General features: G+C 23.9%; 10 protein-coding genes. 2 read left to right on the top strand and 8 right to left on the bottom strand.

The annotated features are described in order from the left end of the window. Nucleotides 1–3: 3 nt before the first annotated feature. Both D9V67_RS02475 and D9V67_RS02470 read right to left on the bottom strand, forming a co-directional pair. The gene (locus D9V67_RS02475; RefSeq protein WP_158359803.1) at nucleotides 4–1,746 is read right to left on the bottom strand and encodes a SmdB family multidrug efflux ABC transporter permease/ATP-binding protein; all 1,743 of its coding nucleotides are present in this window, start codon (nucleotides 1,744–1,746) and stop codon (nucleotides 4–6) included. A gap of 23 nt (nucleotides 1,747–1,769) precedes the next feature. Beyond that, nucleotides 1,770–3,515 carry a SmdA family multidrug ABC transporter permease/ATP-binding protein gene (locus tag D9V67_RS02470; protein ID WP_158359801.1) on the bottom strand — a complete coding sequence of 582 codons (1,746 nt, stop codon included), beginning with the start codon at nucleotides 3,513–3,515 and terminating at the stop codon, nucleotides 1,770–1,772. Nucleotides 3,516–3,717: 202 nt separating this feature from the next. On the opposite strand from D9V67_RS02470, the gene queC reads away from it, so the two are divergent. Further along, nucleotides 3,718–4,413 carry a 7-cyano-7-deazaguanine synthase QueC gene (gene queC / locus D9V67_RS02465; RefSeq protein WP_158359799.1) on the top strand — a complete coding sequence of 232 codons (696 nt, stop codon included), beginning with the start codon at nucleotides 3,718–3,720 and terminating at the stop codon, nucleotides 4,411–4,413. A gap of 95 nt (nucleotides 4,414–4,508) precedes the next feature. Here queC and D9V67_RS02460 read toward each other — a convergent pair whose 3' ends face one another. The 6 genes from D9V67_RS02460 to D9V67_RS02435 all read right to left on the bottom strand — a co-directional run bounded on the left by D9V67_RS02460 (nucleotide 4,509) and on the right by D9V67_RS02435 (nucleotide 13,017). Then, on the bottom strand, nucleotides 4,509–6,368 hold the full coding sequence (locus tag D9V67_RS02460; protein ID WP_158359797.1) for a SurA N-terminal domain-containing protein: 1,860 nt from the start codon (nucleotides 6,366–6,368) through the stop codon (nucleotides 4,509–4,511). 161 nt (nucleotides 6,369–6,529) lie between these two features. Further along, nucleotides 6,530–8,863, bottom strand: a complete 2,334-nt coding sequence (lon, locus tag D9V67_RS02455) for an endopeptidase La (protein ID WP_158359795.1) — start codon at nucleotides 8,861–8,863, stop codon at nucleotides 6,530–6,532. A gap of 186 nt (nucleotides 8,864–9,049) precedes the next feature. After that, nucleotides 9,050–10,336 (bottom strand): ATP-dependent protease ATP-binding subunit ClpX, encoded by a 1,287-nt coding sequence (gene clpX / locus D9V67_RS02450; protein WP_158359792.1) that lies wholly within the window; start codon nucleotides 10,334–10,336, stop codon nucleotides 9,050–9,052. Nucleotides 10,337–10,453: 117 nt separating this feature from the next. Beyond that, a complete protein-coding gene (gene clpP, locus D9V67_RS02445) occupies nucleotides 10,454–11,077 on the bottom strand; it encodes an ATP-dependent Clp endopeptidase proteolytic subunit ClpP (RefSeq protein WP_158359790.1) in 624 nt (207 codons plus the stop codon). Nucleotides 11,078–11,181: 104 nt separating this feature from the next. Beyond that, nucleotides 11,182–12,513 (bottom strand): trigger factor, encoded by a 1,332-nt coding sequence (gene tig / locus D9V67_RS02440; RefSeq protein WP_158359788.1) that lies wholly within the window; start codon nucleotides 12,511–12,513, stop codon nucleotides 11,182–11,184. Between the two features lie 201 nt (nucleotides 12,514–12,714). Further along, nucleotides 12,715–13,017, bottom strand: a complete 303-nt coding sequence (locus D9V67_RS02435) for a BolA family protein (protein WP_158359786.1) — start codon at nucleotides 13,015–13,017, stop codon at nucleotides 12,715–12,717. Between the two features lie 246 nt (nucleotides 13,018–13,263). Between D9V67_RS02435 and cyoA the strand changes: the two genes are divergently transcribed. Beyond that, nucleotides 13,264–14,151 carry a ubiquinol oxidase subunit II gene (gene cyoA / locus D9V67_RS02430; protein WP_158359783.1) on the top strand — a complete coding sequence of 296 codons (888 nt, stop codon included), beginning with the start codon at nucleotides 13,264–13,266 and terminating at the stop codon, nucleotides 14,149–14,151. The last annotated feature ends 1 nt before the right edge of the window (nucleotide 14,152 follow it).

Here is a 14,152-nt window from a genome sequence, read left to right as displayed (position 1 = left end):
CTCCTAAATTTTAGGTAATTGAAATTTGTACATTTTCCAATAAGAATCTCTTTTCTTCAGTAATTGTTCATGTGTACCCCATTCAATAATTCTTCCTTTTTTTAAAACTACAATTACATCAGCTTCAATAATTGTCGAAAGTCTATGAGCAATCATAACTAATGTAGATTTTTTTCTTATAGATAATAGTGTTTTTTGAATCAGTTTTTCTGTTCCAGAATCAATATTAGCTGTTGCTTCATCTAATATGAGTATTTTAGGACGTATAACTAATGTTCTAGCAATAGCTAATAATTGTTTTTGACCTACAGATAAATTATTACCTTCTTCTCCTAATATAGAATGAATTCCGTTTGGCATAGATTTTACTAATGATGCAAGAGATACAGTATCTAGTATTTTCCATATTTTTTCTTCAGGTATTTTTCTGCCTAAAGTTATATTTTCTAAGACAGTATCTGAAAGCACAATTGGATCTTGTTGAACCATCAGTACATTTTTCCGTAAAACAGAATGACTTATAGAATCAATAGGTTTTTCATCTAAATATATTTTACCTATTTTTATTGGATAATATCCCATTAATAAATGTGCTAGAGTACTTTTACCACTCCCTGTATGTCCTACGAAAGCAACAAAATTTTTAGAGGGAATATTGATATTAATATTTTCAAGTATATTTTTTGTAGAATTTTTATAACTAAAACTAATATTTTTAATATATATTTTACCACTTTTAAATTTTTGTCTGTTTATTCCATATTTTTGTCTTGGTGAATCTATAAGTAAAAATATTCTTTCTCCAGCAACAATAGATTGTTGTAAAACAGATTGTTGAATAGTAATAGCAATTAAAGGTTCATTTAGTCTGCCAAGATAAGTAATAAATGCATATAATATACCTACTTCAAATGCTCCAATGGAAAAATAGCTAAATAAAAATATAAAATTACATAATACAAAAGCAGATAGTAAACTTAATAATGGTCTTAATAAAAAACCATCTAATCTTAATATTTTCATACGTGCCATATAATGTAATTCACTACTTTTTTTTATATTTTGTTTAAATCTATTTTGTTGACGAAATTGTTGTATGACATTGATACCATTAATATTTTCATTAAATTTATTATTAATATCAGCTAAGTAATATCGGACTTGTCTTAAGAGTGGAGTACTGTAATATTGATAAACTAACATTACTGTAATGACTAATGGTATAATCAGAAAAGCTATTATTGCCATGTGCCATTCTAAACTAAACATTGCAAATAATATAATTAAAATCAATGTGATACTGCGAAATAATGTAGGAGCTACTGTATCATATAGTTCTTTTACTGCTTCAGTATCATTAGTTACTTTTGAAATCATTTGACCAATAGGTTGAGAGTCAAATTGATTAATAGGTTGTCTTAATGCGGCATTCATTACATCTTGTCGTAATTTATTAATAATACGAACTGCTATTCTATTAAATAGAATACTTTGAAAATAATTAAAAAATACTGATAATATTTGTAATATAATATATAAGATAATAATAATAAATATTATTTTAAAATGTAATTGATGTTTAGATAAAATATTATTAATAAAATAACTAATTAAAATAGGTCCTAAAACTTCTGATATTGATCCGCTTAAAAGTAAAATAAATGCTAGTATTAATGATTTTTTAAAAGGTACAACGTAAAATAGTAAACGTTTTAAAATTGGCCAAAACTCGATTAAATGATCCATGTTGTAAATTTTTCACCTATTTTTTATTTATTCTCAAGTTCTACTTCTAATTTTTGATAATAATACATAGATTTATACCAGTTTTCTTCTTGAATTAATTGAGGATGAGTTCCTCTTTGTATGATTAAACCATTTTTTATGACTATAATTTCATCAGTATTAATCAATGCAGATAAACGATGTGCAGTAATAATTAAAGAATGTCCATTTTTTTGCCATTTACTAATATTTTTTAATATTTTGTTTTCAGTCTGACTATCAACTGCAGATAATGCATCATCGAGTATTAATATCTCTGTGTTTAATAATAATGCACGTGCAATAGCAATACGTTGTTTTTGACCTCCTGACAGCATTACACCACGTTCTCCTACTTGAGTTTCATATCCTTTTGGTAAATCAATAATATCCTTATGTATATCAGCTAATTTTGCCATTTCTTCAATTTCTTGTTGTAGTGCATTAGGTTTTCCTAAAGCAATATTATTCGCAATACTTTCTGAAAATAAAAAAGAAGTTTGGTTTACAACTGATATTCGTCTTCTCCAGTTGTCAATTTTTAATTCTGATAATGGTAAAGAATGATAAATAATATTACCTTTTGTAATATTAAATTGTCGTTGAAGAATTTTTAATAGAGTACTTTTTCCCGATCCAGTAGGACCGCAAATACCTAAGGATTTTCCTGGTTCTAGAATAATTTCTATGTTTTTTAAAGATGGAATATTATTTTTTGGATAAATAAACGTATTAATATTGATTTGTAGTATTCCAGAAGAAGATGGAAGTGTTTTATTTCCATCTTTAATATACAATTCTTTATTAATAATTGAGTATATTCTATCCCAAGCTGCACTACCTCTTTCAACTATATTAAACATCCATGCAAGTGCTAACATAGGCCAAATCATTAATCCAAGATACATAATGAAACTAGTTAATTGACCTATAGTGATCTCACTATTCCATACTAGCCATCCTCCTCCTATCACCGCTAGTAAATTAGAAAATGCAACTGATAAATAAATCACTGGATCAAAACGAGCATCTATCTTTGCTACTTCCATATTTTTTTTTCCGGTATCATTAACAATGATATCAAATTTATCAGACTGATTTTTTTCTAAACCAAACGCTCTAATCATACGAATACTAGTTAATATCTCTTGTGTATGATTATTTAATGCAGCGAAAGCAGATTGAGCATGACGAAAAGTGTCATGTAGTTCTTGACCATATTTTTTAATTAAAATAGCCATAATAGGCATTGGTATTAAAGAAATTATTGTTAATAAAAAACTGATTTGAGTACTCATGACTATTAAAACAGAACACCCCATAACTAATGAATCTACAAGTGTTAAAACTCCTTCTCCTGCGGCAAAAACTACACGATCAACATCGTTAGTTGCTCTTGCTATTAGATCTCCAGTTCTATTTTCTAAAAAAAACTTTTCACTTTGTTGACTCAAATAAGAGTAAAATTTTACACGTAGTTCTGTTGCTAATTGATAGGAAGCTCCAAATAATAATACTCTCCATAGATAGCGTAATATATATACAATAATAGCTACTAAAAGAATAATAGAAATCCAAGGTAATATCTGAATTCCATGCATTTTTTCTTTTATTATTAAATCTATTAAGATGCCAACTATCTTAGGTGGTAATAATTGTAAAATAGCAATTGTTATTAATAATAAAATTGCTCCTAAATATCGTTTCCATTCTCGTGTAAAAAACCATTTTAATTGATTAAATAATTTCATAAAAAAATCCTAAAAGTTAAAGTTTTATAAAATTATTTTTAATACTATAGTTTTTATAATTTATAAAATGTTTTACTAAAAATAATTTTATGTTATGTGATAATATAAAAAATATTTTTAACAAAGATTCTCTTATCCATATTCGATATTAAAATGAATTATTTATAAGAATATAGTCTTAAAAATCCTAACTTATAAAAAAATGAAAAAAGTATTAGTAATTTTTAGTGGTGGACAAGATTCAACAACTTGTTTAATACATTATACTCATATATGTAAAGAAATTCATTGTATAACGTTTGATTATAATCAATTACATCAAACTGAAATTGAGTCTTCTCTTTTAATATCAAAAAAATTAGGGATTAAAAATCATATAGTTTTAGATATTAAATATTTGCAAGATATATCTATTAGCAGTTTAATAAATAAAAATATTTTAATGCATAATGCACATCCATTAAATTCTAGTCTTCCAAGTACATTTGTACCTGGTCGTAATATTTTATTTTTAAATCTGTCTTCTATATATGCTTATACTCATCAAATTAATTATATAATTTTAGGTGTAAATGAAGTTGATTTTTCTGGTTATCCAGATTGTACAAATAATTTTATTCGACAAATAAATAAAGTTATTAAAACAGGTATGACTTGTAATATTAATTTTATTACACCTTTAATAAACCTTAGTAAACCAGAAATATGGGCTTTATCAGATTATTGGGATGCTATGGATATAATTTTAAATGATACTGTTACTTGTTATAATGGTATTAAAGGAAAAGGTTGTAAAAAATGTCAAGCTTGTATTATTAGAAAAAAAGGCTTGGAAGAATGGAAATTAAATCCTCTTTTCTATATGAACAGTCTTAAAAAAAAAATGAAACTATTATAACTATTTTTTTTGTCTTTATAAAACTTATAAAGTTATTCGTATTTATAAAATATATATGACGAATAACTTTTTTAATAAATGTATCGTTCTTTTATTTATTGATAAATTTTAATTTTTGATGTTTCATGTAAATTACGTAGAAGAGCATTAAAAAGTGTTTCAGTATTATTTTTTTCTAAATATTCAATAATAATATTCTTTTCTTTTTTAGAGAAATTTTTATTAGAAATGTTTTTAAGAAGTATAATTATAAAATTTTTATTTTCATCTTGATATAAAGTGTATATTTTTTTTCCCTTTTCTGGATGTGGTAAAGAAAAAACTATTGATGTGATTGGGTTATCATCATAACGAGATATTGTTTCTGTTTCTCCAAAATATAAATTCGATTTTTTGAATAAATTAGTATTACCCTTATTAAGATCAATAATAATATTTTCTGCTATTTTTTTAGTTTCTTTTATCGCTTTTACAATCTTTAAATTTTTTATAATATTATTTTTAACGTCATTAAATTTTTGTATTTTCTTATTTTGAAAATTTTTAATATTAATTAAAAAAAATTGATTATTTTTTAAAGTAATAAAATGAACATGTGATTTTATTTTATTTTTATCTTTTTCGATTGATTCTGTGTTAAAAATAACTTTTTTTAAAATAGGGTTATTCAATTCTATAGGAATAGAACTTTTGTCAAACCAATCAGTTTCCTGAGAAGATAAATTACTTTTTTTAAGAATTACATCGAATTGATTAGGATGTTTTTGAACAAGGTCAGATATTTTATTTTTTAATTTATTATATAAATTTAATGATTTTTGATGATTTATTTCTTTTTCAATTATTTTATATACTTCGTTTACTTTTTTTTGTTTGCTAATTGAAATTTCATCTAATTTAATAATTAAAAATTCATTGTTAAATGGAATAATACTGGATATAGAATTTTTTTGATTTAAATGTGCATTTTTTATTTCATTTGGTATTAAATCAATAGAAATCCATCCAATATCTCCATTTTTTTTTGATGAGATAGGGTCTGTAGATTGTTCTTTAGCTATTTTGGGAAAATATTCAGGTTTTTGTTTTAGTTGAGATAATATTTTTTCTGCTGTATTTTTATTGTTAATTTGAATAATACTATATTTTCTTTTTTCTTTTGTTAAATACTTATTAATGTTTTTTAGATACCATTCGTTGATCTCTTTTTCATTGGCATTTGTTTTAAAATTATTTAATGTAAATTGTATAAAATTAATTTTAAATTTTTCTGGAATATAAAAGTTTTTTTTATATCGATTAAAATAGCTTTTTGCTTCTATATTATTAATATTTTGTTTTTGAATAAAGTTATTAATTTTCAACACTGCTCTTGTAAAAGTTCTTTTTTGAGATAATAAATTTATAATTTGTTGCTGTTCATTTTGTAAAATAAAATTGGTATTAGAAATTGCATTTATTAAGTTTTCAGTATTTATTTTTGTTTTAATTATATTTATATATTCATGATTAGTTAAATTAATAGAATTAAGATATTTAAAGTATTTTTCTTTATCAAATTTTTTATGTTTTTGAAACATAGGTGAATTTAATATTATTTCTTTTATTTGAAATTCATTTGCTTGAAGTTTTATTTTTTTTACATATTGCTCTAAAAGTATATTATTAATTAATTGAGATAAAACATAATCATATGTTTTTTTGATGAAATTTTTATTTTTATTTAACTTAAAAAAATTTTTTCCTAATATTTTTTTTTGTTTTTCTCTTTCAATTAAATACATTTTTTGTAGTGTATAGAAACTAATTTTTTCATTATTTACTGTGGCTATATATTTTTCAGAATCTTTATTTATATAAAAATTCATAGTACTAAATATTAAGGATAAAATAATGACACCTAAAATACATTTAACTATAATTTTTTTTGGTGCTGACTGTAAATTTTTTGTCATAATATGACGATCCTAGATATTTGAATATTTGTATAAAATAAAAAAATTTTATTTTTTATTATTTGTATTTCAATATAAAGGCTGACAATTTTTTGTCAGCCAAATTGCATTTAGCTATATATAGCTATATATAATATTTTCATTTATCTATATAATGTTTTTTAAATATAAGGTATTTTTTCTAATGCTAAGTTTAATACTTCTTCGATATGTTTGACTGGATGGATTAATAATCCTTCAATAATATTTTTAGGTATCTCTTCTAAATTACGTTTATTTTCATACGGTATTAAGACTGTATTAATACCTCCACGATGTGCTGCTAACAGCTTTTCTTTTAATCCTCCAATAGGTAGAACTTGTCCACGTAATGTTATTTCTCCTGTCATTGCAACGTTAGACTTAACAGGATTTTTTGTTAATGATGAAACGATAGCTGTGCACATTGCTATACCGGCACTAGGTCCATCTTTTGGTGTTGCACCTTCAGGAACATGGACATGAATATCGTGTTTTTCATGAAAATCTTTTTTAATTCCTAGTTTATCAGCGTAAGACCGTACCACAGTAAGTGCAGCTTGAATAGATTCCTGCATCACTTCACCTAAAGAACCGGTATAAGTAAGTTTTCCTTTTCCTGAAACACATGCTGTTTCGATTGTTAGTAATTCTCCACCAACTTCTGTCCATGCTAATCCAATAACTTGTCCAATTTGATTTTTATTATTGATTTTTCCATAATCAAAACGTTTAACTCCTAAATATTCTTTTAAGTTTGAACTATTGATTTCAATATTTTTTAAAGATTTTTCTAATAGTAATTTTTTAACTACTTTTCGGCATATCTTGGAAATTTCACGTTCTAGACTACGTACTCCTGCTTCACGAGTATAATACTGAATAATGCTAATTATTGCGGAATCAGTAATTATTAATTCATCCTTTTTTAATGCATTTCTTTCTATTTGTTTAGGATATAAATAGCGTTTTGCTATATTTAATTTTTCATTCTCAGTATAACCAGAAAGATGAATAATTTCCATTCGATCAAGTAATGGTGCTGGTATATTCATAGAATTTGATGTTGCAACAAACATAACGTCTGATAAATCATAGTCTACTTCTAAATAATGATCGTTAAAAGTAACATTTTGTTCTGGGTCTAATACTTCTAATAAAGCAGACGCTGGATCTACTCTTATATCACAAGACATCTTATCAATTTCATCCAGTAAAAATAATGGATTTTTTACTTTTGCTTTTGCCATTTTTTGAATTAATTTTCCAGGCATAGAACCTATATATGTACGTCTATGACCTCTAATTTCTGCTTCATCTCTTATTCCTCCTAAAGCCATTCTTACATATTTTCTACCTGTAGATCTAGCAATGGATTTCCCTAATGATGTTTTTCCAACACCCGGAGGTCCAATAAGACATAAAATAGGACCTTTGATTTTATTTTTTCGACTTTGAACTGCTAAATATTCTAAGATTCTATCTTTAACTTGTTCTAATCCAAAATGATCAATATCAAGAATTTTTTTAGCTTGTTTTATGTCTTTTTTTATTTTGGTTCTCATATGCCAAGGAACCTGTATCATCCAGTCAATATAACTTCGTACTACTGTTGCTTCTGCTGACATAGGTGACATCATTTTTAATTTTTTAAGCTCTGATTCTGTTTTTTCTTTTGCTTCTTTTGGCATTTTTGATGCTTTTATTTTACGTTTTAATATTTTATTTTCATCTGGAATTTCGTCCATATCGCCAAGTTCTTTTTGAATAGCTTTTATTTGTTCATTCAAATAGTATTCTCTTTGGCTTTTTTCCATTTGTTTTTTAACACGATTTCTAATTCTTTTTTCTACTTGCAGTAAATCTATTTCTGTTTCCATAATAGCCATTAGAAATTCTAATCTTTCATTTATATTATGTATTTCTAATACTGATTGTTTATCATGTAGTTTTAATGGCATATGGGCAGCGATGGTATCTGCTAGTTTTTCTGAATTTGTAATATTATTTAAAGTATTTAATACTTCTGATGGAATTTTTTTATTAAGCTTAATATAAGATTCAAAATGATTGATTGTTGTACGAATTAATACCTCTTGCTCTTTGTCTAAAATCGTAGGGGAAATAATTAATTCTACCTCTGCAATAAAATGTTCTCCATTATTTGTTAAGTTTTTAATAAAAGCACGCTGTAATCCTTCTACTAATACTTTTACTGTACCATCTGGTAATTTTAACATTTGCAAAATTGAACTAATAGTTCCAATATTAAATAAATCATTTGCAGTAGGTTCATCTTTAGATGCTTCTTTTTGTGCAATCAGCATAATTTTTTTATCATTATCCATAGAGGTTTCAATGCATTTTATTGATTTTTTACGACCTACAAATAATGGAATTACCATATGAGGATATATAACTACATCTCTTAGTGGCAAGACGGGGATTTTAATGCGTTCAGAACGCTCAGAATTCATAGAGCTCTCTCTTAGTTGAAAATTTCCGCTATTTTTTATTTAAAACTGCAAGATGTAATAAAACATTAAGTTACATCTATAATCAGTCAAGTATATCGGGATGGTCGCTTAACATTCAATGCTAAGTGTTTGACAAAATAAAAAGCATTTACTTTTTATTTTATAGATCATCGGATGCTTGTTATTTTATTCACCTGATGCTTTTTTTGATTTGTTTTTTCCATATATTATTTTAGGTGATACATTAGAATTGATAACTGACTCAGTAATTAATACTTTTTCTATATTTATCATAGATGGTAATTCATACATAACATCTAGCAAAATGTTTTCAATAATAGATCTTAATCCTCTAGCACCTGTTTTTTTATGCATTGCTTTTTTTGCAATAGCTATGATAGATTTTTTATTAAATTCGAGCTCTACTTTTTCTAAATGAAATAATGTTTTATATTGTTTAATTAAAGCGTTTTTAGGTTGACAGAGTATTTTAAATAATGCATCTTCAGTCAATTCATTTAATATAGCAATAATTGGTAAGCGGCCAATAAACTCTGGAATTAAACCAAATTTTATTAAATCTTTAGGCTGTACTTTTTTTAATAATGTGTCTTGTGATATTTCGTTTTTTTCTTTTTTAATAGTGGCTTTAAACCCTATTTCTGTTCCTGTATCAAGTCTTTTAGAAATAATTTTAGATAGTTCTGAAAATGCACCTGCACAGATAAATAAAATATTTGAAGTATTAACTTGCAAAAATTCTTGTTGTGGATGTTTTCGTCCTCCTTGAGGTGGAACAGATGCCAATGTTCCTTCAATTAATTTTAATAAAGCTTGTTGCACACCTTCTCCAGATACGTCTCTAGTAATAGAAGGATTATCAGATTTTCGTGCTATTTTATCTATTTCATCTATGTAAATAATACCTAATTCTGCTTTTTTTACATCATATTTACATTTTTGTAGTAGTTTTTGTATAACATTTTCAACATCTTCTCCAACGTATCCTGCTTCAGTTAAAGTAGTTGCATCTGCAATAGTAAATGGCACATCTAATAATTTAGCTAAGGTTTCTGCTAATAACGTTTTACCGCTACCAGTAGGTCCTATTAATAGAATATTACTTTTACCCAATTCAACTGAATTTGAATTTTTATCAAAATGACGAAGACGTTTGTAATGATTATAAACAGCTACAGATAATATTTTTTTAGTATAATCTTGTCCAATTACATAATTATCAAGATGTTTTTTGATTTCTTTAGGTGTAGGTAAATAATTAATTGTATTATTTAGTTCTGTTTTTTTATTTTTTATAGTTTCTTCATTAAGAATATCATTACATAATCTTATGCATTCATTACATATATATACTGTTGGACCAGCTATTAATTTTTGTACTTCTTTTTGATTTTTTCCACAAAAAGAACAATAAAGAAGTTTTTTAGAATCATCTTTACTATTATCTGTCATGTTTTAACCTCTTTTTTTATGCTGATTACATTTTTTATATTTTTAGTCAAATAGCTTTTTTCTATATATTTTTTAAAATGGAATATGCTATAAAAGATATATAACGTTGATATGTTATCAACGCTGAGTTAAAATACAATCGATTAATCCGTATTGAATAGATTCATCTGATGATAAAAAACAATCTCGTTCTGTATCTTTATTGATTTTTTTTATAGATTGACCAGTATGATATGACATTAATTTATTTAATTTTTTTTTCATTTTAATTATTTCTCGTGCGTGAATTGCAATATCTGTAGCTTGTCCTTGATATCCACCTAATGGCTGGTGAATCATGACTTTTGAATTAGGCAAACAAAATCTTTTTCCTTTTTTCCCAGATGTGAGCAATAAAGCTGCCATTGAACATGCCTGTCCTATACAAATAGTACTTATATCTGGTTTAACAAATTGCATAGTGTCATAAATAGACATACCCGATGTAATAATACCTCCTGGAGAATTAATATATAAAAATATATCTTTTTTTGAATTTTCAGCTTCTAAAAATAATATTTGAGCAACAATATTATTTGCCATATTATCTTCAATTGCGCCTGTCATAAAAATTATTCGTTCTTTTAATAATCGTGAATATATATCGTATGAACGCTCGCCTCTAGAATGTTGTTCAACAACTATAGGAATTAATGTTGAGTAAGAATTTTTTATCTCTTTTTTATTATAACTATATAACATTTTTTATTCCTAAAAATACTGTTTTACTAAGTTTTTTATATTATATGATAATTTTCAGTGAAGCATTAATATATTAAAAAATTTTTTATAAACTGAATATAGAATTAATATTCTAAAAAATATTCTTTTTTATTTTCCCATTGATGATTTATATATTGATTAAAAGTCCATTTTTTTTTGATAATATGAATATTTTTTATCATCCAACGTATAGCTTGATTTTCTAGTTCAATATTTTTTATTGTATTTTTTAAATTTTCATTTCTATTATATAAATTGATTATTTCTATTGGTTTTTTGTAGTTTAAAGATATTTTTTTAATTAATTTTTGTATGTCTTCTTCATTTTCAATAAATTGATTATCACAAATAATTTTTTCTATAATGATTTTAATACATAATCTTTTTTCTGCTTGTAAAATAAGATTTTCATAATATTTTTTTTCCAAAATATTATGATTATGTTTTTGATAATGTTGTTGTTGTTGTTTATATAGAATGTTTATTTCTTCTTGTAATAAAGCTGTAGGTATTGATATAGGATTTTTTTGAATGATTTTTTCTATAATTTGTTCTTCTAAGTATTTTTGAGTTATCTGATTTATTTGAGCACTAAGGTTATGTTTTATATTTTTATAATATAATTGATTTGAGATTGTTTCTTCATTTTTTACTTGTTTTTCTTGTAATTCTTTTTCTTCTTGCTTTTCAACATTAATTATTTTAATTTTAAATGTTATGTCTTTATTTTGTAACTCTTTTTCTGGATGAAATGAATGGCATTTGATTTTAAAAAAGATAATATCATTTATAAAATGATTTATTATTTTATTATTTAAAATAGGTAGAAATGTATTATTAGATACTATAAAAATAATATTTTTTGCATCAAACTTTTCTATTTTTTTGTTGTCTTTATAAATATTATAGTTAATAGTTACACGATTATAGGCTTTAATAGGTCCATCAAATTTATTCCAAATATTATTATTTTTTTTATATTCTTCAATTTTTTTTTTAATATCATCATCAGTAATTTTTACATTTATTTTTGTTGCTTTTATAGATTTTATATCTTTTATTACAAATTTTGGATATAGTTCGTATTTGACAGAATATTCAAAATTTTCTTTTTTTTTATCTTGATTTTGATGCATATAATATTTTGGAAAGCCAATAATTTTTATTTTTTCTTGATTAATAAAATCATAAAAAAATTTTTGCATTAGTTTTTTAAATACATCATAATAAACTTTTTCACCGTATTTTTCCTGTATAATTTTAAGAGGAATTTTACCTTTTCTGAATCCATTAATATTTGTTCTTTTGCTAATTTTTGTTAATTCTGCAAGAATTTCATTATTAACAGTGATTTTAGGTATGTGAATTGTAACACGATGGCCTGCATCTTTATTTTTTTCCATAAAAAATTTCATTTGATTACCTCAAAAATTATTTTTATCATTAATATTTTAGAGATTCTATTTTTAAAAAATTTTTATTAACGTTTTTATTCGAGCGTTTATAAAAACTGGTTACTGCTAATTTCTTTAAAAATATATTTTAATAAAAAACTAATATTTAGCGATTAATGTTAGTTTTTTGATGGATATTTTTATAATTTAATTAATAAAATATTATTTTTTTAAACAATTAGAAGTATTAAGTTTTTTATTTTTTTTATAATTCCATTCAATAGGCGTGTAAGTATCTAATGTTATTGAATATATTTTTTCTTTTACTATTTCTGATAAAATTGAAAAAATAAGACGATGTCTACTTATAAAGCTTTTATTAACAAAATCATGACTAATGATAATAATTTTTAAATGTGTCAAGCCTTCTTTAAATTTTTTATGCAGTAAACTATCATCTTGAATACTGATAAAATTTATATTTATTTTAGAGATTAAATGTTTTTTTATTTTTTTTAGAATCATTAATTAACATTATGTCCTATTTTATTAAATTACTTAAAGAGATGTTATAATGTTTTTTGAATAAATATTATAAACAATTGTTGTTTTGAAAAATTTTATTATGTTAAATTTTATCAATTTTTCAAAAATAATTCAATTCTTTCAAAAATTATTAACTTTAACTTTAATAAAAAGTATAATTTTATGTGTATTTACAATTATTTTAATCAATAATATTTAATAAAATATATTATATTGAGGTTTTTAATGAGTTTTTTAAACTATAACAATTTTTTTAAAATATTATCATTAATCTTAACGTTTTTTTTACTGAACGGATGCGATAGTTTTTTATTTAAACCTCATGGATTTATTGCTACAGAAGAATGCTCGTTAATACTGATATCATTTATTATGATGTTATTTATTATAATTCCTGTAATTATTATGACTATTTATTTTTCATTTAAATATCGTTCAACTAATATTAATCAGGTATATAAACCTAATTGGTGTGATTCAAAAACAATAGAAATAATAGTATGGACAATTCCAATTTTAATTATTTCTGTTTTAGCATTTTTATCTTGGAATTATACTCATAAATTAGAGCCAAGAAAATCTATAGTATCTTTTTATAAACCTATTAAAATAGATGTTGTGGCTTTAGATTGGAAATGGTTGTTTATTTATCCAGATTATCATGTTGCTACAATTAATGAAATTATGTTTCCTGTAGATAGACCTGTATTATTTCGCATTACTTCTAATTCCGTGATGAATTCTTTTTTTATTCCTGCTCTTGGAAGTCAAATATATGCTATGCCTGGCATGGTAACAAAATTAAATTTAATTGCTAGTAGTCCAGGAGAATATAAAGGTATATCGTCTAATTATAGTGGTCGAGGGTTTTCTAATATGAAGTTTTCTGCAAAATCTGTAATGAACAATGATATGTTTTTAAATTGGTTAAGAAAAATAAAAAACTCTTCTAGAAAATTAAATACAATGAAGATGTTTAATACAATATCTATGCCAAATGAAAATCATACTGTAGAATATTTTTCTAATGTTAAAATAGATTTATTTAATAAAATCCTTCATCAATATTCTAATAATAAAAATTTAATACAAAGTGCTAAGGTGGAGAAATAAT

The sequence above is a fragment of the Buchnera aphidicola (Brachycaudus cardui) genome, assembly GCF_005081945.1.
GTDB lineage: Bacteria > Pseudomonadota > Gammaproteobacteria > Enterobacterales > Enterobacteriaceae > Buchnera > Buchnera aphidicola_AN.
Note: the sequence above shows the minus strand (reverse complement) of the source record. Positions and strands in the feature narration are given on the sequence as shown.